General features: G+C 76.0%; 18 protein-coding genes. 10 read left to right on the top strand and 8 right to left on the bottom strand.

The window, feature by feature from the left end; all coding sequences use genetic code 11:
• Positions 1 to 45: 45 nt before the first annotated feature.
• Together PHK61_RS24025 and PHK61_RS24020 are read left to right on the top strand one after the other, a co-directional pair.
• Positions 46 to 1,068, top strand: a complete 1,023-nt coding sequence (locus tag PHK61_RS24025; RefSeq protein WP_274283550.1) for a prephenate dehydrogenase — start codon at positions 46 to 48, stop codon at positions 1,066 to 1,068.
• An 82-nt stretch (positions 1,069 to 1,150) separates the two neighbouring features.
• The gene (locus PHK61_RS24020; protein ID WP_274283549.1) at positions 1,151 to 2,932 is read left to right on the top strand and encodes an HNH endonuclease signature motif containing protein; all 1,782 of its coding nucleotides are present in this window, start codon (positions 1,151 to 1,153) and stop codon (positions 2,930 to 2,932) included.
• 28 nt (positions 2,933 to 2,960) lie between these two features.
• Here the strand turns inward: PHK61_RS24020 and PHK61_RS24015 are convergent, their stop codons facing one another.
• Positions 2,961 to 3,677, bottom strand: a complete 717-nt coding sequence (locus PHK61_RS24015) for an ATP-dependent DNA ligase (RefSeq protein WP_274283588.1) — start codon at positions 3,675 to 3,677, stop codon at positions 2,961 to 2,963.
• A 164-nt stretch (positions 3,678 to 3,841) separates the two neighbouring features.
• Between PHK61_RS24015 and ku the strand changes: the two genes are divergently transcribed.
• On the top strand, positions 3,842 to 4,912 hold the full coding sequence (gene ku / locus PHK61_RS24010) for a non-homologous end joining protein Ku (protein ID WP_274283548.1): 1,071 nt from the start codon (positions 3,842 to 3,844) through the stop codon (positions 4,910 to 4,912).
• Between the two features lie 8 nt (positions 4,913 to 4,920).
• On the opposite strand, the gene PHK61_RS24005 is transcribed toward ku, so the two are convergent.
• Positions 4,921 to 5,145, bottom strand: a complete 225-nt coding sequence (locus PHK61_RS24005) for a copper ion binding protein (protein WP_274283547.1) — start codon at positions 5,143 to 5,145, stop codon at positions 4,921 to 4,923.
• A 123-nt stretch (positions 5,146 to 5,268) separates the two neighbouring features.
• Here PHK61_RS24005 and PHK61_RS24000 point away from each other — a divergent pair, with 123 nt between their 5' ends.
• Together PHK61_RS24000 and PHK61_RS23995 are read left to right on the top strand one after the other, a co-directional pair.
• Positions 5,269 to 5,859, top strand: coding sequence for a type 1 glutamine amidotransferase domain-containing protein (locus tag PHK61_RS24000; protein ID WP_274283546.1), 591 nt, complete (start codon positions 5,269 to 5,271; stop codon positions 5,857 to 5,859).
• Positions 5,860 to 5,942: 83 nt separating this feature from the next.
• Positions 5,943 to 7,052, top strand: a complete 1,110-nt coding sequence (locus tag PHK61_RS23995) for a YncE family protein (RefSeq protein WP_274283545.1) — start codon at positions 5,943 to 5,945, stop codon at positions 7,050 to 7,052.
• On the opposite strand, the gene PHK61_RS23990 is transcribed toward PHK61_RS23995, so the two are convergent.
• Together PHK61_RS23990 and PHK61_RS23985 are read right to left on the bottom strand one after the other, a co-directional pair.
• Positions 7,053 to 8,267 (bottom strand): LCP family protein, encoded by a 1,215-nt coding sequence (locus PHK61_RS23990; protein WP_274283544.1) that lies wholly within the window; start codon positions 8,265 to 8,267, stop codon positions 7,053 to 7,055.
• Positions 8,268 to 8,615: 348 nt separating this feature from the next.
• Entirely contained in the window at positions 8,616 to 9,305 is a 690-nt protein-coding gene (locus PHK61_RS23985) for a TetR/AcrR family transcriptional regulator (RefSeq protein ID WP_274283543.1), read from the bottom strand.
• A 123-nt stretch (positions 9,306 to 9,428) separates the two neighbouring features.
• Here PHK61_RS23985 and PHK61_RS23980 point away from each other — a divergent pair, with 123 nt between their 5' ends.
• From PHK61_RS23980 to PHK61_RS23960, 5 genes are all read left to right on the top strand, one after another.
• Positions 9,429 to 10,970, top strand: a complete 1,542-nt coding sequence (locus PHK61_RS23980; RefSeq protein ID WP_274283542.1) for a flavin-containing monooxygenase — start codon at positions 9,429 to 9,431, stop codon at positions 10,968 to 10,970.
• 26 nt (positions 10,971 to 10,996) lie between these two features.
• A complete protein-coding gene (locus tag PHK61_RS23975; protein ID WP_274283541.1) occupies positions 10,997 to 11,893 on the top strand; it encodes an SDR family oxidoreductase in 897 nt (298 codons plus the stop codon).
• Positions 11,894 to 12,026: 133 nt separating this feature from the next.
• The gene (locus tag PHK61_RS23970) at positions 12,027 to 13,256 is read left to right on the top strand and encodes a cytochrome P450 family protein (RefSeq protein ID WP_274283540.1); all 1,230 of its coding nucleotides are present in this window, start codon (positions 12,027 to 12,029) and stop codon (positions 13,254 to 13,256) included.
• Between the two features lie 30 nt (positions 13,257 to 13,286).
• Positions 13,287 to 14,432, top strand: a complete 1,146-nt coding sequence (locus tag PHK61_RS23965; protein ID WP_274283539.1) for an Hsp70 family protein — start codon at positions 13,287 to 13,289, stop codon at positions 14,430 to 14,432.
• A gap of 12 nt (positions 14,433 to 14,444) precedes the next feature.
• Positions 14,445 to 15,266 carry a DNA-formamidopyrimidine glycosylase family protein gene (locus PHK61_RS23960; RefSeq protein WP_274283538.1) on the top strand — a complete coding sequence of 274 codons (822 nt, stop codon included), beginning with the start codon at positions 14,445 to 14,447 and terminating at the stop codon, positions 15,264 to 15,266.
• A 21-nt stretch (positions 15,267 to 15,287) separates the two neighbouring features.
• On the opposite strand, the gene cobA is transcribed toward PHK61_RS23960, so the two are convergent.
• Genes cobA through PHK61_RS23940 form a run of 4 tightly spaced genes read right to left on the bottom strand, consistent with a single transcriptional unit; the run spans position 15,288 to position 19,544 of the window.
• Positions 15,288 to 16,505: a uroporphyrinogen-III C-methyltransferase gene (gene cobA, locus PHK61_RS23955; protein ID WP_274283537.1), complete on the bottom strand. Its 1,218-nt coding sequence runs from the start codon at positions 16,503 to 16,505 to the stop codon at positions 15,288 to 15,290.
• Positions 16,502 to 18,244 carry a nicotinate-nucleotide--dimethylbenzimidazole phosphoribosyltransferase gene (gene cobT / locus PHK61_RS23950; protein ID WP_274283536.1) on the bottom strand — a complete coding sequence of 581 codons (1,743 nt, stop codon included), beginning with the start codon at positions 18,242 to 18,244 and terminating at the stop codon, positions 16,502 to 16,504. Before cobT ends, cobA begins: the two co-directional genes overlap by 4 nt.
• Entirely contained in the window at positions 18,241 to 19,263 is a 1,023-nt protein-coding gene (gene cobC / locus PHK61_RS23945) for an Rv2231c family histidinol phosphate aminotransferase CobC (RefSeq protein ID WP_274283535.1), read from the bottom strand. Before cobC ends, cobT begins: the two co-directional genes overlap by 4 nt.
• Positions 19,260 to 19,544: a hypothetical protein gene (locus PHK61_RS23940; RefSeq protein ID WP_274283534.1), complete on the bottom strand. Its 285-nt coding sequence runs from the start codon at positions 19,542 to 19,544 to the stop codon at positions 19,260 to 19,262. Before PHK61_RS23940 ends, cobC begins: the two co-directional genes overlap by 4 nt.
• Positions 19,545 to 19,610 lie beyond the last annotated feature (66 nt).

Here is a 19,610-nt window from a genome sequence, read left to right as displayed (position 1 = left end):
GGGCGCATGGCCCTCACTCTCGAGGGTCGCCCTATCGTCGGCGCCGTGGATTCCGCAGGTGCCACCCTCGCCGCCGCCCAGCAGCGCCCGGTGTGCGTCATCGGGCTCGGCCTCATCGGCGGGTCGCTGCTGCGCGCCGCCACCGACGCCGGGCGCCACGCCTGGGGCGCGTCCGCCTCGACGACGACCGCCGAGAAGGCCGCCGCCGACGGCTACGACATCGCCGGCTCGGTCGACGAGGCGCTCGCCCGGGCCGCCGCGCAGGACGCCCTCGTCGTGCTGGCGGTGCCGCTGACGGCCATCGACGACGTGGTCGCCGCCGTGGCCCGCGAGGCCCCCGGCTGCCGGCTCACCGACGTCACGAGCGTCAAGGTCCCCGTGGCCGAGGCGGTGGCGCGCCGGGCGCCGGCGACCCGCTTCGTCGGCGGCCACCCGATGACCGGCACGGAGTTCTCCGGCTGGGACGCGGGCTCGCTGCAGCTGTTCCACGAGAAGGTGTGGGTCGTCGCCACCGAGGACGACGCCGACCTCGAGGTGTGGGTCGACGTCGCCGCCCTCGCGCTGGCGTGCGGGGCGGTGGTCGTCCCGGCCGCCGCCGACGAGCACGACCTCGCGGTCGCCCGCATCTCCCACCTGCCGCACCTGTTCGCCGCGGTGCTCGCCGCGGTGGGCGCCGACGGGGGCGAGCTCGCCCTCGCCCTGGCCGCCGGCTCTTTCACCGACGGCACGCGCGTCGCCGGCACCCGCCCCGAGCTCACCGCCGCGATGACCGAGGGCAACCGCTCGGCCCTGCTGTCGTCGCTGGACGACGCCCTCGGCCGGCTCGGCGCCGCGCGCGGGTCGCTGGCCTCGACCGGCGGGCTGCTGGCCACGCTCTCGGCAGGCCACCAGGGGCGCACCCTGCTCGACGAGGCCCGCACCGCCCGCCGCGAGGTCCGGATCGACCTCGAGGGCACGCCGGGCGAGTTCCTGGAGACGATGCGCGAGCTCGGCCGCACCGGCGGACGCGTGATCGGCTGGACCTCGGAGGCCCTGGACGCCGCGGACGAGGCGGCCGGCGGGCTCTGACGCCGCCCGGGGCACGGGAGAGCTGAGACGGTCCCAGCGAATCCGCGCTCGCGTGTCGGACCCGCGCGGTAGACTCGAACACATGTTCGAAGGATTCGTGGACGAGAGCCCGCCGGCCGCGTGGTCCGGCGTCGTCCCCGGTCCTGAGCTGGCCGACGAGCTGATCGCCGCCGAGCTGCTGGCCCCGTGTGCCGACCCGGGCGACCACTCCACGGACGGGGAGTCGGCCTGGCAGGCGGCCACGGGCGACGGTCTCGACCGGGTCGCCGGATGGGCGCGGATGACGGCGTGGGCCCAGGCGCAGGAGATGCTCTCGGTCGAGGCGCTCGTGTCCCGGGCGGTCGAGCGCGCCGAGCGGCGCCCGCCGGGCACCGCGCTCGACGACCACGTCGGCGGGGTCGGCGCCGAGGTCGACTCCGTGGTCGCCGAGCTGGCCCTGACCTGGCAGGTCGCCCAGCGCACCGCGGCCCGGCGCGTCGACGAGGCGGTCAGCCTGGTGAGCGGCCTGCCGCTCATGGTCGAGGCGATGCTCGACGGACGCCTCGGGCTCGCCCACGTCCGCGCGATCGGCGCGGTCCTGCTCGACCTCGAGCCCGACCTGCGCGAGCGCATCTGCCGCGACCTGCTCGAGGGCACCGCGGCGGGCCACCAGGTCGCCCGCACCCCCGCCCAGCTGGCCGGCACCGCCCGCCGTGCCGCGCTGCGTCGCGACCCCACGAGCGCGCGCCGGCGCGAGCGCGCCGCGGCCCGCGAGCGCGGGGTGCACCTCGGCGCCGAGGACCACGGCATGGCCACGGTCACCGCCTACCTGCCGGCCGCCGAGGCCCTGCTGCTCTACCGCACGATCGACGCCCACTCCCGCCGGGTCGCGCCGGCGGACGACGAGGGCGACCGCTCCCCCGACGCCCGGCGGGCCGACGCCCTGACCGACCTCGTCGCCCTCGGCGCCCTCGCGGCCGCGGGCGGGCTGCCGGAGCGGGAGCCGCTCGCCGACCCGGAGACGGCAGACGGTCCGTGCACCTGCCCGCCTCCCTGCGGCAGCGCCCCGGCTCCCTCGGCAGGAGACGCACCGACCGAGGCACCGGTGCCGGCACCGCGGTGCCCCGATGACCATCCACCTGAGACCTCCACGCCGACCGCAGCAGGTCGCGCCCCGGTCCGGTGGCCGCGCAACGTGCAGGTCCGGGTCGTGGTCTCCGCCGACACGCTCCTCGGGCTCGACGAGCGACCCGCCGAGCTCGTCGGCTACGGCCCGATCACCGCCGACGCCGCGCGGGCCCTCGCCGCGGAGGCCGGGGCGACCTGGCGTCGCATCCTCACCGACCCCGTCTCCGGCGCCGTCCTCGACGTCGGGCACCGCCGCTACCGACCACCCGCGGCGGTGGCCGAGCACGTCCGCAACCGCGACCTCACCTGCACCTTCCCGGGCTGCCGCGTGCCCGCGCAGGCCTGCGACCTCGACCACGTCGTGCCGTTCGACCCGCTCGATCCCGACGGGCGCACCGCCGCCGACAACCTCGATCCCGACTGCCGGCACCACCACCGCATCAAGCACCTGCCCGGCTGGGCCGTCGCGCGTGGTCCCGACGGCTCGCTGCTGTGGACCACGCCGTCGGGGCGGCGCTACCGCACCGTCCGCCCCGTCCTGCTGCCGCTCGCCACGGAACCAGCGCGGCCCGCGGATGCTGGTCGCGACCTCTCGGCGCTGGTCGGGCCCGGACCCGAGCCCGACCCGACGGCCGTCGACGTGCGGCCCGCTACCTCGCGGACCGGGACCGACGGACTCGGCCGCCTGATCGAGGAGCCCCGTCGCGCGACCCCGACCGTGCTGATCCGCGGAGACGGCGATGACGCGCCGCGCTGACGACGGCCACCGGCGCGCCGCGACGCCCTCAGAAGAGCGTGTCGTGCTGGGGCGTGCGTTCGCGGCGGGCGTGGCGGGGTCGCCGCGAGGGCGGCGGGGCGACCGGACCGGTCGGTGGCACCGGGGCCGCCTCGGCACCCTGCGGCCGGGACGGCCCGGACAACCCGGACAGCCCGGCCGCGAGCGCGGGGTCGACACGGATCCAGTCGCCGCCGGAGTCGCCCGGGCGGTAGGGCGTCCCGCGGCGTTTGGCGATCACACCGGACAGGTGCTGGGCGATGACCCCCGAGAGCAGGGCCGGGCCGTCGTCGTAGGCCGGGGAGATCTGGATGCGGGTCGAGTGCGAGAGGTCGAGGCGCGAGAGCACGGCCCGCCGCTCCTCGAGCGGCCGCGGGTCGAGGGGCACGCCGTAGAGCCGCACGACGTCGTAGACCATGAACACCGCCGGTCGCTCGCGGGCCATGGCACGGGCCCGGCCGGCGTCGGAGGTCTGGAGGCGCGCGCCGAGGGCCTCGCCCGACGGGCTGCCGCCGTCGAGCATCACGGCCTCGCCGTCGAGCAGGCCGTCGGCGACGGCGTCGACGAGGCCCGCGAATTCGGGGAAGCGGGCGGTGACGTCCTCGCCCTCGGCGGTGAGCAGGGTGAGCTCGCCCTGGTCGACGTCGGCGAGCAGGCGCACGCCCGCCCAGTCGACCTCGTAGCTCCAGCCGCCCTCGACCGGGAGGTCGCCAGGGACGGGGAGCATCGGACGCACGCGGCCATCGTGCCTGCGCCGACCGACAATGACGGGGACCGGGGTCGGCGCGTCATTGACTGGGACGAATGGGGCCGGTGGGGCATGCTGGTGCCGACGCACGGTGAGCGCCGTCCCACCGCGCCGACCGACCTGCCCGCCGAGAGGGGCCCCTGATGCGCGCGATCTGGAACGGCGCGGTGTCGTTCGGGCTCGTGAACGTGCCGGTGCGGCTGTACGCCGCGACCACGAACCACGACATCCGTTTCCACCAGGTGCACGAGCGCGACGGCGGCCGCATCCGCCAGAAGCGCACGTGCTCGGTCTGCGGCGAGGAGGTGCAGTACTCCGAGATCGCCAAGGGCTACGAGACCGACGACGGCCAGCTGATCATGCTGGACGACGACGACCTCGCGACGCTGCCGGTCGCGTCCGGGCACGAGATCGACGTGGTGCAGTTCGTGCCGTCGGACCAGATCGACGCCCTGCTGCTCGACAAGAGCTACTACCTCGAGCCGGAGAGCAAGGCGGTCAAGCCCTACGCCCTGCTGCGCGAGGCCCTTCGCGAGACCGACCGCATGGCCGTGGTCAAGGTGGCGCTGCGCCAGCGCGAGACGCTCGCGCTGCTGCGGGTCCGCGAGGAGGCGATCGTGCTGCAGACCATGCTGTGGCCCGACGAGGTGCGCGAGCCGGAGTTCGAGACCCTGCGCACCGAGGTCGACCTGCGTCCCCAGGAGATGCAGATGGCGTCCTCGCTGGTGGAGAGCCTCTCGGGCGAGTTCGACTCCGACCAGTTCGAGGACGACTACCGCCAGGCGATGGTCGACCTCATCGAGTACAAGCGCGAGCACGGCGGCGGGCGCCCGACCCCCGAGGCGGCCCCCGCCGACGAGGGCGACGACATGACCGACCTGCTCACCGCCCTGCGGCGCAGCGTCGAGGCGGCCGGCGGGAAGGCGCCCGCCGAGGAGCCCGCCACGGCCGAGGCGAGTACCGAGACCACGGCCGCGACCGCGACCGGGACCACCGGCGATCAGGAGACGGTCGAGACGACCGAGGAGTCCGCCGCCGAGGAGAAGCCCAAGCGGTCGCGCTCGCGGACCAAGAAGACCTCGGAGGCCACCGAGGAGAAGGCTGCCGAGGAGGCGCCGAAGAAGTCGACGCGGTCGAAGAGCTCGTCCAAGAAGAAGTCCGAGGACGACGACGAGACCGCGACGGCCAAGGGACGGCGCAGCAAGACCGCCTGACGGCGGGCTCAGCCCGCGAGCGCCTCCTGGTCGGGCACGTCGTAGCCCTGGTCCTCGATGACGTCGACGAGCGCGCGCACGGTGACGGCGTCGTCGTGCTCGACGTGGACGTTGCGGGCGTCGACGTCGACCTCGACGGTCCGCACGCCCTCGAGCGGCCCGACCGCGCCCTCGATCGCCGACTTGCAGTGCCCGCAGTGGATCTCGGGAACCGACAGGGTCGTGCTGGCCATCACGGCCTCCGTTTCGCAGCGGCGGGGCCGGGGGAGCCCCCGGCATCCACAGGCACCGTCCCCCACCCGGGAACCGGTGCATACCCCCCGAGGGTACCCGCGACGCGAGGGAGCGTGCACGAGATGGCCGACGACAGCACGCAGCTGCAGGGGAAGACGATCATGTTCCTCTGCGCCAAGGAGGGCACGGAGCAGGTCGAGCTGACCGAGCCGTGGAAGGCGGTCGAGCAGGCCGGCGGGACGCCGGTGCTGGTCTCCGAGACGCCCGGCTCCATCCAGGCCTTCAATCACCTCGACAAGGGCGACCGCTTCGACGTCGACGCGGTCATCACCCAGGTCAAGATCGAGAACTACGACGCCCTGGTGCTGCCGGGCGGGGTCGCCAACCCCGACCTGCTGCGCACCATCCCCGACGTCGTCCAGGTGGTCGGGCAGTTCTTCGCCAACCGCAAGCCGGTCGCCGCGATCTGCCACGCGCCGTGGACGCTCATCGAGGCCGACGTCGTCAGCGGCCGCCGCATGACCTCGTTCCCGAGCATCGCGACCGACCTGCGCAACGCCGGCGCGGAGTGGGTCGAAGAGGAGGTCGTGGTCGACCAGGGCCTGATCACGAGCCGGAACCCCGACGACCTGCCCGCCTTCTGCCGCACGCTGGTCGAGGAGTTCGCGAACGCCCCGACCCCGGCCCACGCGCTCTCCGCCGACCAGGCCTGATCCCCGTGCCGACGCCGGCCGGCCGCTGCGCCGGTCGGCGTCATCGCGCGGGCCCCACGGGAGCAGCGCCATACTCCCGGGCCATGCGCAGACGCCCCGCCCGCACCGTGGCCGCCCTCGGCCTGATCGCGGGCCTCGCGCTCGCTGCGTGCAGCAACGAGCCGCCCGCGGCCCCGCCGGCCCCGGCCGCTCCTCCCACGTCCACCACCGGCTTCCTCCCGCCCGGCGTCCCCACCGAGGGCACGCGCCCGCCCACGGACCAGCTGCCGCTGGCCGCCGAGCCGCAGGGCGCCCCCGCGCCGACCGCGACGCCGCCGGGACGCCAGGTCCAGATCGGGTCCGCGCCGGAGGGCGTGGTGGTCGACCCGGTGACGCGCACCGTGGCGGTCGCCAAGCGCGACCCCAACGAGCTGGTCCTCCTCGACGCCGACAGCGGCGCGATCCGCGGCCGCACCCCGCTGCCGGGCTTCGTGCGCCACCTGCAGCTCGCCGCGCCCGGCGGCCCGGTGCTGGTGCCGGTCGAGAGCGCCAACGCCGTGGTCCGCGTCGCGCTGCCCGGCGGGCAGGCCGACCCGCCGCTCGTGGTCGGCACGGTGCCCCACGACGTCACCCAGGCCCCGAACGGCACGGTGATCGCCGCCGACGAGCTCGGCGGAACCGTGTCGGCGGTGCGCGGCGACCGGGTCGTCAAGGTCTTCACCGACGCGGTGCAGCCCGCGGGCGTGGCCCCGGTGGGCGACACCGTCGGCATGATCGACGTCCGCGAGAACACGCTGACCACCTACGACGTGGCCGCCCTGCGCATCGTCGGCGAGGTCCCGGCCGGCGCCGGCCCGACCCACCTCGTCGCCGACCGTCACGGCCGCATGATCGCGACCGACACCCGCGGCGACGCGGTGATCGTGTTCGAGCCGACGACCGGGCCGGGCGGCGGGCCCCGCGAGGTCGCCCGCATCGCCCAGCCCGGCGGGCCCTACGGCATCACCTACGACCCGGTGCGCGACCGGGTGTGGGTCGCGTCCTCGGGCACCAACGAGGTCGTCGGGTACGACATGACCGCGCCGCAGCCGCGCGAGGTCGCGCGGGTCGCCACGGTGCAGAACCCCTACACGCTCGGCGTCGACCCGCAGACGGGCCGGCTCTACGTCGCCGGTGTGTCCACCGGGGCCGTGCAGTTCGTGGACCCGGAGTGATCAGCCCCCGCTGATCAGGTCCTGCGGGATGGCCTCGTCCTCGCGGATGGCGTCGAAGAACTGCTTGGACTTGGTGCGGTTCCACACCACGCCGCCCGAGACGCTCGAGGACAGGTCGATGGGCACGGTGGTCGTCACCCCGCTGCCGCCCGAGAGCGAGCGCATCGCGAAGCCGAGGCTCGCGAGGTTCCAGACGTGGGTGCTGTCGTCGACCGTCAGCGTGGCGATCGCGGAGTTCGCGAACGGCACGATCCGGAAGGGGTTGAGCAGCACCGTCGGGCTCGACGCCTCGGAGATCAGCGCGGAGAGGAACTTGCGCTGGTTCTGGATGCGCTGCAGGTCGGCGTTGGGGAACGCGCGGGTCCGCACGAAGCCCAGGGCGTTCGGGCCGTCCAGGTCCTGGCAGCCGGCCGGGAGGTCGATGCCCGCCTTCGGGTCGTCGATCGGCTCGTCGAGGCACATGTTGACCCCGCCGATCGCGTCGACCATGCCGGCGAAGCCCTCGAAGCCGATCTCCGCGTAGTGGTCGATCTCGATGTCGGCGTTCTGCTCGATGGTCTGCACGAGCAGCTTCGGCCCGCCGATCCCGTACGCGGAGTTCAGGCGGCCGCGGCCGTGGCCCGGGATGGACAGGACCGAGTCACGCGGCAGGCTCGTCAGCGACGTCTGGCCGCCGAAGCCGCCGACGTGCACGAGCATCATCGTGTCGGTGCGGCTGCCGTCGACCTCGCCGGTGGAGAGCTGCTGGGCGGCGGTGTCGTCGATGCCGGCGCGGCTGTCCGAACCGATGATCAGCCAGTTGGTGCCGGAGCTCGCGGAGCCCTCGTACTCGGGCAGCGCGTCGATCCGCGTCATCTGCGTGTCGAGGTAGATCCCGAAGCTGACGAGCAGCAACAGCAGGACCGCGAGGACGGCCCCGATGCGCTTGGGCCAGCTCCAGCGGGCGAACGGCCCGCCGCGACCGCCGCCACCGCCCCCTCCGCCGGTGCGCGACCACGCCGGACGCTGGGGCACGCGGTCGCGCCACGAGGGACGGTCCTGCCCCTGGGCGGCGCGGGCGACGTCGGGGTCGAAGCCGACCTGGGGGTCGCGGTTCCAGTCGGGTCCGCCGACGCGCGTCGGCTGCTGGCGCGGACCGCCGGGCGGCGGTCCGGACGGCGAGGCGCCGCCACGGCCGCGCCCCTGACCTCCACCCCGCGCACCGCGCCCCGGCATCTGGAACCCGCCGGGTCGCGGGGGCGGCCCCTGCGGCGCGCCGGGCGGGGGCCCCGCGGGACGGCCGGGCGCAGGTCCGGGAGGGCCGGGCGGCGGGCCGCCACCAGGCCCCGCGGGGGGTCGCCCCCGGCCGGGGGGTCCGCCGGGTCGGTTCATCGCCGTGTCACCTCGCGCCTCGCGTCGACGGGGCGTCGCTGGACGCCCGGCCGGCTCTCGGTCACCGACCGCGGGGCCGTCGTGATCGATGAGGATACGCAGGCCACGGGCCCGCCGAGCGCCCCCCGCTGGTTCCGGCCTCCCGGGCACCATCACACGTCCGGCCGAACGGCACCCGGGACACCGAGTCGATCAGGACGGGCGGGCGGTGCGGTCGACCACCGCGAGGATCAGCTCGGTGACGGTGGGGGTGAGCTCGGCGAGCCGGTCGCCGCGCCCGTCCTCGACGGCGTCGAGGACCAGCTCGTTGATGCCGCCGACGAGCGCGACCGCGGTGGGGTGCGGCAGCCCCCGCACGCCGGCGAGCTCGGGCACGGCCGCGGGGCCCGCCTCGCTCGAGGCCCAGCGGGCGGCGCCGAGGGCGATGAGGACCGAGAGCTGCTCGGCGAAGCGGTTGAGCACCTCGCGGCGCACCCGCCGGCCCTGCGGCCCGAGCCCGCTGATCTCGGTGAGCAGCGTGCGGGTCAGCCCGGGCTGCTCGGCGAGCGCGGCGAGGTAGGCCGATGTGCCCGCCGTCACCTCGTCGGCCAGCGAGGGCGGCTCGGCGCCCGGCGCCGCCTCGACGGCCGGGGCCACGGCCTCGGCGATGCGGGTCAGCGGCTGCTCGGCGGCGGCGACGTAGGCGGCGAGGAAGCAGTCCTCGCGGTCGGAGAAGTGCTGGTAGAAGGTCCGCTTGGACACGCGCGCGGCGGCGACGACGTCGGCGACGGTGACCGCCGCGTAGCCCCGCTCGGCGACGAGCGCGATCATCGCCTGCACGAGGCGGTCACGGTGCGCGGTGCCGGCGGCACCCGGGGGACCGGCGGCGGCGGGAACGGACACTGGACAACGGTACCACCGCGTACCACACTGGGTCCCCACGTCGGTACGATCGCGTACCGCCGGGCGCGCCGAGCCGCGCCCCGGAGCCGAGCCCGGACGAGGTCGTCCACCAGGAGGGACCGCATGAGCACGCCGACCCGAGCCCCCGCCGCGGCCACCGGCCGCGACACCCCGTCGACCGGCGACGGCGACGGGCACGTGCCGCACCTCGCCGTGGCGATCGTCGGCAACGGCTTCTCCGGCCTCGGGACGGCGATCCGGCTGCGCCAGGCGGGCGAGGAGAGCTTCCTGATCTTCGAGCGGCACGAGGACGTCGGCGGCACCTGGCGCGACAACTCCTACCCCGGCTGCGCCTGCGACGTGCCGAGCCACCTGTACTCGTTCTCGTTCGCGCCCAACCCGGACTGGAGCCGCTCCTTCTCGGCCCAGCCGGAGATCCACGCCTACCTGCAGCGCGTGTCGGCGGAGTACGACATCGACCGCTTCACCCGCAACGGTCACGAGATGCTCGACGCGACCTGGAACGACGGCGCGCAGCACTGGGTGGTCACGACGAGCCGGGGCACCTGGACCGCCGACGCGCTCGTCCTCGGCTCCGGAGCGCTGTCGGACCCGTCGTTCCCCGACGTCCCCGGCCTCGACACGTTCGAGGGGCCCGTCTTCCACTCGGCCACCTGGCGCCACGACCTCGACCTCACCGACCGCAAGGTCGCCGTCATCGGCACCGGCGCGTCGGCGATCCAGTTCGTGCCGGAGATCGCGCCGGTCGTGGGCGAGCTGACGGTCTTCCAGCGCACGCCGCCGTGGATCATGCCGCGCGGCGATCGGGCCATCACGCGTGCCGAGAAGCTGCTGTTCCGCTGGTTCCCGCCGGCCCAGCGCCTGGTCCGCGAGGCGATCTACTGGGCGCGGGAGACGTTCGTGTTCGGGTTCAAGGACCCGAAGCGGATGGCGAAGGCCGCGAAGATCGCCGAGGCGCACATGCGCCGGCAGGTGACCGACCCGGAGCTGCGCGAGAAGATCACGCCGAGCTACGCGATGGGCTGCAAGCGCATCCTGCTGTCCAACGACTACCTGCCCGCGCTCGACCGCGACAACGTCGAGGTGGTCACCGAGAAGATCGTCGAGATCCGGCCCCACGCCGTCGTCACCGCGGACGGCACCGAGCACGAGGTCGACACGATCATCGCCGGCACCGGCTTCGCCATCGGCGACCTGCCGATCAGCCACCGCGTCCACGGGCGCGACGGCCGCACCCTCGCCGACCACTGGGCCGGCTCGCCGTACGCCCACAACGGCACGATGATCGCGGGCTTCCCCAACGCGTTCACGCTGCTCGGCCCGAACACCGGGCTCGGGCACAACTCGGTCGTGTTCATGATCGAATCGCAGATCGCGCTCGTCCTCGACACCCTGCGCCACCAGCGGACCCACGGTGTCGGCGCGGTCGAGCCCACCCGGGCGGCGCAGGACGCGTTCGTGGCCGAGATGCAGCGCAGGACCGAGGGCACCGTGTGGGTCGATGGCGGGTGCTCGAGCTGGTACCTCGACAAGAACGGCCAGAACTCCGCGCTCTGGCCAACCTTCACGATGCCGTTCCGCCGGCGCGTGCGCCGCTTCCGGCCGGAGGAACACACGCTCACCCCGTTGTCCGCGCGTCGCTGACACCCCGACCGACCGAGGAGACCCCGATGGCCACCGACCCGACCGGCAGCCTGCGCGACAAGGTCCTGTTCATCACCGGCGCCGCCCGCGGCATCGGCGAGGAGACCGCGCGGCGCGCCGCCGCCCTCGGCGCCCACGTCGCCGCGGTCGGCATGGAGCCCGAGCGCCTGGAGAAGCTCGTCACCGAGCTCGGTCCCGGCCACACCTGGGCCGAGTGCGACGTCACCGACCAGGAGTCGCTCGACGCGGCGGTCGCGACGACGGTCCGCGAGCTCGGCGGGATCGACGTCGTGATCGCCAACGCCGGCATCGCCAACCACGGCACGGTGGCCGAGAGCCCGGCCGACGTGATCGCCCGCGTCATGGAGGTCAACCTCATCGGCGTCTCGCGGACGGTGTCGGCGACGGTCGCCGAGGTCGAGCGCCGCCGGGGCTACATCCTGCTCGTGTCGTCGCTCGCCGCGTTCACCGCGCTGCCGGGCATGGCCGCCTACTGCGGCGCCAAGGCCGGGGTCGAGAACTACGGCAACGCCCTGCGGTTCGAGCTCGCCCACCGGGGCATCGGCGTCGGCACCGCGCACATGGGGTGGATCGACACCGACCTCGTCCGCGACGTCAAGGCGGACTCGTCGACGTTCGAGGAGACGCTCAAGAAGCTCCCCTACCCCCTGGGCGCGCTGACGTCGGTCGAGGACTGCGCCGACGCGTTCCTCGAGGGCATCGCCCGGCGCAAGCGCCGGATCTTCGTGCCGAAGGCGGTCGCGCTGGTCGCCGCAGCCCGCCCGATCACGTTCTCGTGGCTCGGCGACCTGCCGGTCCTCGCGCAGGCCAAGCAGATGGTGCCCCGTCTGGAGGAGCAGTTCCGGAAGACCGGGCGCACCTTCGGTGCGACGAGCGCGGGGATGGGGAAGTCCCGCCGCTAGCGGCCGGGAGACGGAGCATCCAGGGGAGCACGCCGATAGGGGAGCTCGACCCATCAGGACGGCGGGGCTCCCGACCCGCGCGTACCGTCGTCACTGAACCACCACTCAGTGAACCCGGAAGGGGTCCTGCTCCGTGACCGATGTCGCCCCCGCGCCGCTGTTCACCGACGACTACTGGCGCGAGCCCTTCGCCGCGCTGGCCGAGCTGCGCGAGCGGGGCCCGGTCCACGAGGTCGATCTGCCCGAGGGCGGCCGGACGTGGCTGGTCACCCGGTACGCCGACGCCCGCTCGGTGTTGTCGGACCCGCGCTTCGTCAAGGACTTCCGCAACACGCTGCCCGAGGACCAGCGGGCCTCGATCCCCGGCGTCCCCTCGCCGGGCGGCGAGATGATGATCCTCAACGACCCGCCGGTGCACACCCGCCTGCGCAAGCTCGTGGTCAAGGCGTTCACCGTGCGCCGGGTCGCCGCGCTGCGCCCGCGCATCGAGGAGATGGCGGCCTCGCTGCTCACCGGCCTGCCCGGCGACGCGGCCGTCGACCTCGTCGAGGCCTACGCGGTGCCGCTGCCGACGGCCGTGATCTGCGAGCTGCTCGGGGTCCCGGTGGACGACCAGGACGCGTTCGGCGCCTGGTCGCGCACCCTCATCGACGACTCCGGCGAGGCCGCCACCCAGCAGGCCAACGCGAGCCTCGCCGCCTACCTGGGCGGGCTCGTGGAGCGCAAGCGCGCCGAGCCCGACGAGGCGCTGATCTCGGCGCTGATCGAGGTCTCCGAGGAGGGCGAGCAGCTCTCCACCACCGAGATCGTCGCGATGGCGATGCTGCTGCTCATCGCCGGGCACGAGACGACGGCGACGCTGATCACCACGGCCGTCGAGCGGATGCTGCGCGACCCCGCGCTGCGCGACCGGCTCGCCGCCGCGGGGTCCGACGAGCTGCGCGCCGCGATCGAGGAGTTCCTGCGCTGGGGCTCACCGATCGCCCAGGCGCCGCTGCGCTTCGCCGCCGAGGACGTCGACTTCGACGGGGTCGTCGTGCCCCGCGGCGCGATGGTGATGGTGTCGCTGGCGGCGGCCAACCACGACCCGGCGCGCTTCGAGCGTCCGGACGACTACGACGAGGTCCGCGACACCACCGGGCACCTCGCGTTCGGCCACGGCCTGCACTTCTGCCTGGGCGCGTCGCTGGCGCGGCTCGAGGCCGAGGTGGCGCTGCGCACCCTGCTCGACCGCTACCCCGGGTTCGTGAGCGCCGCCGACCTGCCCGTCGAGCGGCGCCGCAGCGTGCTGGTCAACGCGTGGGCGCGGCTGCCGGTGCTGCTGGGCACGGAAGAGGACCGGGGGAACGCGCCGTCGCGGTGACGCTGTGACACCCTGCGGCGGGTGTCCGGCATGACCGCCCCCGACGCCCGGTGGACCCTGGCGATCGACCACGGGACCACGACGACGGTGGGCGCGTGGGCCGACGTCGACCCCCGGGACGGCTGGGTGCGCGTCGGGCCGGTCGGCGTCGACGGCTCCCCGACGATGCCCTCGGCGGTGCTCTCGCGCCCCGACGGCGCCGTCCTGGCCGGGCGCCCGGCCCTCGAGGCCGGCGCGCTCGACCCGGCGGCGGCGCTGCTGCGCACGCGTCCGCACCTGGCGGCGAGCACCGGCGGCCCGCCCGAGCTGCTGACGCAGTACCCCCGCCCGACCACCGCGGTGGACGTCGCCACGGCGCTCGTCGCCAAGGTGGTGCGGGCGGAGGCGGCCCGGCGCGGCACGCTGCCCTCGGCGGTCGTGCTGCTGCACCCGGCGTCGTGGTCGTCGGCGGCCTGCGAAGCCCTGCGGTCGGCGGGGCAGGCGGCGCTCGCGGCGATCCCGTACACCTCGCCCGACCAGCTCCAGCTGCTCGACTCCCCGCGCGCCGCGGCCCACCGCCTCGGGGGCCAGGGACGGTTGCTCGTCGTCGACCTCGGGGGCGCCGCGACCGAGCTCGCGGTGGTCGACCGCGGCGGCGACGGCACCGGCTCGGTCGCCGCCGTGCGGACGGTCGACGTCGGCGGGGAGGTGCTCGACGACGCGCTGGCGCAGCTCGTGCTCGACCGCGCGCCGCAGCCCTTCGCCGCCCGCGTGCGCTTCGGCGGCGACCTCGAGGCCTACCGGGCCTGGTTCCGCCTGCGCACGAGCGTCCGCGAGGGCAAGGAGACGCTCGCGACCAGCGGCGCGCTGGCCGTTCCGCTGCCCCCGCTGCCGCCCGACAGCCCGGGGCCCGGCGTCGTCCAGCTCACCCACGCCGACCTCGCCGCCATGCTCGCCCCGGGGCTCGAGGAGATCGCCCAGGGCATCGCCGCGGTCGTCGACACGCTCTCCGGGCCGAGGCCGGCGATGCTGGTGCGCGGCGGGCTCGCCGAGATGCCCCGCGTGCGGGAGTGGATCGCCGAGCGCACCGGGTTCGGCCTGGCGCACGGCGGGGACCCGGGCGCGGTCTCGGCCTTCGGGCCCGCGTCCGGCGCGGCGGCGTGGGCGGCCGAGCGGCTGGGGTTGGGACGACACTGAAGGAGCCGGTCCGTGGAGGGTGACGCCGTCCACCGCTGCGCGGCCCGCCTCGACGCCCTGAGCAGCGCCACCGTCGTCCGCAGCGACTTCCGGACCCCGTCGCTCGCCACCGCCGACCTCGCCGGCCGGGCCCTCGTGGACACCCGCGCCCACGGCAAGCACCTGCTCACCCGCCTCTCCGGCGGCTGGACCCTGCACAGCCACCTGCGGATGAGCGGCTCGTGGACCGTGGTGCGCAAGCGCCGCGCCGACGGCGGGCCCGCGCTGCCCCGGGGCGTGCGGGCGGCGCTCGACCTCGACGCCGGCGCCGCGCTCGTCGGCGTCGACGTGCCGGTGCTCGAGCTGCTGCGCACCCGCGACGAGCACCGGGTCGTCGGCCACCTCGGCCCGGACGTCCTCGCCGGCGCCCCCACCGCCACCCAGGAGCACTTCGACCACGACGACGCCCTCGCGCGCCTGCGCCGCGACCCGGCGCGCCCCGTCGTCGAGGCCCTGCTCGACCAGCGCGGCGTGTCCGGGCTGGGCAACCTCTGGGCGGTCGAGGTGTGCTTCCTGCGCGGGCTCTGGCCGTGGACCCCGGTCGGTGACGTCGACCTCGAGCCCCTGCTCGCGCTGGCCCGCCGCATGATCCGGCACAGCCTCGAGCACGGCACCGGCATGACGACCACGGGGGTGCGCCGCCGCGGCGAGAACCACTGGGTGACCGGCCGCTCGAACCGGCCGTGCCGACGCTGCGGGACGCTCGTGCGCTTCCGGCCCGCGGTCGGCTCGGGCGCCCCGTACGCCCGCGAGGTCTGGTGGTGCCCCTCGTGCCAGCCCGCGCCCGCCGGATGAGTGGTCCAGCGGAGCGGGCCGTCAGCCGAGGCCCGCGACGTCCCCGATGACGATCACGGCGGGCGGGCGCACCCCGGCCTCGGCGATCGCGTGCGGGAGCTTCGCGAGCGTCGCGCGCGTCGTGACCTCCCCGGGCAGGCCGCCCTCCTGGACGGCGAGCGCCGGGGTCTGCGGGTCGCGGCCCGCGGCGACGAGCGCCTCGGTGATCGCGCCGATGTTCTCGACGGCCATGAGCAGCACGACCGTGCCGCGCAGGCGCCCGAGCGCGTCCCAGTCGACGAGCGACTGGGCGTGCCCGGGCGGGAGGTGCCCGGAGACCACCGTGAACTCGTGGGTGACGCCGCGGTGGGTGACGGGCACGCCGACCAGCGCCGGGACCGCGATGGCGCTGGTGATGCCCGGGACGACCTCGACCTCGACGCCGGCCGCGACGCAGGCCTGGATCTCCTCGAGCCCGCGGCCGAAGACGAACGGGTCGCCGCCCTTGAGCCGCACCACCCGCCGGCCGGCGAGCGCCTCGGAGACGAGCACCTCGTTGATCGTGTCCTGGCTCATGTAGCGCCCGCGCGGCAGCTTCGAGGCGTCGATGATCGTGACGTCGGGCGGCAGCTCGTCGAGCAGCGGCTGCGGGGCCAGCCGGTCGGTGACGACGACGTCGGCCTGGGCCAGCGCCTGGCGCCCGCGCACGGTGATCAGCCCGGGGTCGCCGGGCCCGCCGCCGACCAGCACGACGCCGGGACGCACCGCGCGGTGGCGGCGGTCGAGCAGGGTGCCGCTGCGCAGGGCCTCGACGGCGCCGTCGCGCACGCCGGTGGCCCGCCGCGGGTCGCCGCCGCCGTGCACCGCGACCGTGATGTCGTCGTAGCGCCCGACCGCCGGGGTGACCGCGGTGCCCGCGTCGGCGATGTCGGCGCGCACGCAGAACACGCGCAGGCGCTCGGCCTCGGCGGCCACGGCGGCGTTGACCTGCGCGTCGTCGGTGGCCGCGACCGCGTACCAGGCCTCGGCGAGGTCGCCCTCGGCGTACGCGCGGGCGTGCCAGGTGATCTCGCGCGAGTCGGCGAGGGCCGAGAGCGCGGTGGTCAGGGTGGGGCTGACGACGACGGTGTCCGCGCCGACCTCGTGCAGGCCGGCCACCCGGCGCTGGGCCACCGACCCGCCGCCCACCACGACGACCCGCCGGCCGCGCAGGTGCAGGCCGACCGGGTACACCCGGGCCGGGTTCTCGCCGTCGTTCACTCGTGCTCCCTCTCGGTGCCTTCCTTGTGGGCGACCCCCGCCGCGTCGAACGTCGCGACGTCGGCGAGCGCGCGGGCCGCCGCGGTCACCACCGGCACCGCCAGCAGGGCCCCGGTGCCCTCGCCGACCCGCAGCCCCAGGTCCAGCGTGGGCGCCAGGCCGAGGTGCTCGAGGGCCAGGGTATGGGCCGGTTCGACCGAGCGGTGTCCCGCGATCCAGGCGTGTGACGCGGTCGGGGCCATCGCCGCCGCCGCGAGCGCCGCCGCGCCGGACACGACGCCGTCGAGCACCACGGGCGTGCGCAGCGCCGCCGCGCCCAGCAGGAACCCCGCGATGCCCGCGTGCTCCAGGCCGCCGACTGCCGCGAGCACCCCGAGCGGGTCCGCCGGGTCCGGATGGTGCAGCGCGAGCGCCTCGGCGACGACGGCGACCTTGCGCGCGTGGGTGGCGTCGTCGATGCCGGTGCCGCGGCCGGTGACGGTCCCGGCGCCCGCTCCGGTGAAGGCGGCGACGAGGGCGGCGGACGGCGTCGTGTTGGCGATGCCCATGTCGCCGGTGACGAGCAGGCGGTTGCCGGCGGTGACGAGGTCGCGCGCGGCCTCGATGCCGGCGCGCAGCGCGGCGCGGGCCTCGTCGCGGGTCATCGCGGGCTCGACGGTCATGTCGCGGGTGCCGGCCCGGACCTTGCGCGGGAGCAGGCCGGGCGCGGTCTCGAGCTCGGCGGCCACGCCGACGTCGACGACCTGCACCTCGGCCCCGACGGTCGCGGCGAACGCGTTGACCGCGGCGCCGCCGGCCAGGAAGGTCGCGACCATCTGGGCGGTCACCTCCTGCGGCCAGGGCGTGACCCCGCGGGCGTGCACGCCGTGGTCGCCCGCGAACACCGCGACGACCGCGGGCTCGGGCAGCGGCGGCGGGCAGGCGCCCGCGAGCCCGGACAGGCGGACCCCCAGTTCGGCGACCCCGCCGAGCGCGCCGGGCGGCACGGTCATGCGGGTCAGGTGCTCGCGCGCGGCGGCCGCGCCGGGCGCGACGTCCAGGTCGGCGAGCGCGGCCAGCGTCTCGTCCAGCGGATCCATGCGGTGCTGTCCCCAGCTCTCCTCGTGCACGGCCCACGCCAGGGGTCGACGGCGGGCCCATCCGGCGGTGGCGAGCTCCGGCTCGGCGGCGAACCCCTCGACGTGCCCGACGCACAGGTACGCGACGACCTCGAGGTGCTGCGGCATCCCGACCCGCCGCCCCAACAGCTCGGCGAGCTCCCGCTCGCGGAAGAAGCTCACCCAGCCGACGCCGAGCTCCTCGGCGCGGGCGGCGAGCCAGAGGTTCTGCACGGCGCCGGCCACCGAGTGCGCGGCCATCCGCGGCTGCGTGTGCCGGCCCAGGACGTGCCGGCCGCCGCGCGTCGGGTCGCAGGTGACGACGATGCCCAGCGGCGCCTCGCGGATGGCCTCGACGCGCAGGCCGGCGAACCGTCGTGCTCTCGCGGCCGGCAGCGAGGCGGCGAACTCGTCGCGCTGGGTCGCGGCGAGGGCCGCCAGCTCGGCGCGCAGCTCCGGCGCGCGCAGGACCAGGAAGTCCCAGGGCTGGGAGAACCCGACGCTGGGCGCGGCGTGGGCGGCCTCGAGGACGCGGTGCAGGCGGGCGGCGTCGACGGGGGTGTCGACGAAGCCGGTGCGCACGTCGCGGCGGGCGCGCAGGACGCGGTGCAGGGCGTCGCGGTCGCCGGGGTGCAGGCTCACAGGGTCTCCGCGAGGGCGGCGACGAGCCGGTCGGTGATCTCCGGCGCGCGCACCGCGATCCGGACGTGCTCGGTGTCGAGGCCGGGGAAGGTGTCGCCGCGCCGGACGGCGAGGCCGCGGGCCCGCAGCGCCTCGCGCACGTCGGCGCGGCCCGGTGTGCGGGCGAGGACGAAGCTGGCGGCCGGGGTGGCGCGCACCTCGATGCCCTCGACGCGCGCCAGCGCCGCCACCAGGTGCGCCCGGTCGGCGGCGAGCGCGCGGGCGGCCTCGTCGGCCTCGGCGCGGGCGGCGGGGCTGCTGCAGGCCTCGAGCGCGACGAGCGCCGGCGTCGACACCGACCACTTCGGGGCGGCGGCGCGCAGGCCCTCGGCGAGCCCGGCGGGGGCGAGCGCGTAGCCGACGCGCAGGCCGGCCAGGCCCCAGGTCTTGGTCAGGCTCCGCAGCACGACGAGTCCGGGGAGGTCGCGGCGCCCGGCGAGCGCGTCGGGCTCGCCCGGCGCGGTGTCGATGAACGCCTCGTCGACGACGAGCGTGCGCCCGGGCCGGGCGAGGCGCGCGAGGACGGCCGCGGGGTGGCGCACCGAGGTCGGGTTGGTGGGGTTGCCGACGACGACGAGGTCGGCGCTCTCCGGCACCGCGGCGGGATCGAGGCGGAGGTCGCCGTCGAGCACCACCCGGTCCACCGCGTGCCCGGCCGCGACCAGCGCGGCCTCGGGCTCGGTGAACTGGGGGTGCACGACCACGGCGTGCCGGGGGCGCAGGGCCCGCGCGAGCAGCACGAACGCCTCGGCGCCGCCCGCGGTCGGGACCACCTCGTCGCCCGGCCGGTCGTGGCGTGCCGCCAGCGCCGCGATCGCCCGCGCCGCGTCCGGGTAGGCCGCGACGTCGTCGAGGCTCGCGGCGAGGCGCTCGCGCAGCCAGTGCGGCGGCGTGCCGGTGCGGACGTTGACGGCGAGGTCGACGAGCCCGGGCCCGACCTCCGCGTCGCCGTGGTGGTGGAGGTCGTACTGGACCGTCACCGTCGCGTGCGGGCTGCCCGCAGCAGGACCGTCTCGGCCTCGGGGACGGACGCGGCGAGCACCGAGGTCACCGCCGACGGCACGGCGCCCTCCTGCCAGCCGGCACCGTGCATGCGCTCGACGAGCTCGCGGGCGAGGGCGTCGACCCGCTCGGCGGCCTCGTCCCGGTCGCGGACCGGTCCCTCGCCCAGCAGGTCGAGCGGCAGGTGGCCGGCACCGGCGAGCACCCGGCGCAGCTCGGCGAGCAGGAGATCCTCGCGGCGCCTCCTCCGGGTGACCACGGGGTGCGGACGTGCGTGGGGGGTCGCGGGAGCGTGCATCTCGTCGCCGGCCTTCCTCGGGTTCCT

This window comes from Actinomycetospora lutea, assembly GCF_028737205.1.
Taxonomy (GTDB): Bacteria; Actinomycetota; Actinomycetes; order Mycobacteriales; family Pseudonocardiaceae; genus Actinomycetospora; species Actinomycetospora lutea.
This window is presented reverse-complemented; position numbering and strand designations above follow the sequence as displayed.

Excerpts from the sequence above, each read along its gene's own strand:
- PHK61_RS23980 (WP_274283542.1), top strand. The coding sequence starts at position 9,429 with ATGAGCACGCCGACCCGAGCCCCCGCCGCGGCCACCGGCCGCGACACC.
- PHK61_RS24000 (WP_274283546.1), top strand. The coding sequence starts at position 5,269 with ATGGCCGACGACAGCACGCAGCTGCAGGGGAAGACGATCATGTTCCTC.
- PHK61_RS24015 (WP_274283588.1), bottom strand. The coding sequence starts at position 3,677 with ATGCTCCCCGTCCCTGGCGACCTCCCGGTCGAGGGCGGCTGGAGCTAC.
- PHK61_RS23995 (WP_274283545.1), top strand. The coding sequence starts at position 5,943 with ATGCGCAGACGCCCCGCCCGCACCGTGGCCGCCCTCGGCCTGATCGCG.
- PHK61_RS23975 (WP_274283541.1), top strand. The coding sequence starts at position 10,997 with ATGGCCACCGACCCGACCGGCAGCCTGCGCGACAAGGTCCTGTTCATC.
- PHK61_RS24005 (WP_274283547.1), bottom strand. The coding sequence starts at position 5,145 with ATGGCCAGCACGACCCTGTCGGTTCCCGAGATCCACTGCGGGCACTGC.
- ku (WP_274283548.1), top strand. The coding sequence starts at position 3,842 with ATGCGCGCGATCTGGAACGGCGCGGTGTCGTTCGGGCTCGTGAACGTG.
- PHK61_RS23990 (WP_274283544.1), bottom strand. The coding sequence starts at position 8,267 with ATGCCGGGGCGCGGTGCGCGGGGTGGAGGTCAGGGGCGCGGCCGTGGC.
- PHK61_RS24020 (WP_274283549.1), top strand. The coding sequence starts at position 1,151 with ATGTTCGAAGGATTCGTGGACGAGAGCCCGCCGGCCGCGTGGTCCGGC.
- PHK61_RS23965 (WP_274283539.1), top strand. The coding sequence starts at position 13,287 with ATGACCGCCCCCGACGCCCGGTGGACCCTGGCGATCGACCACGGGACC.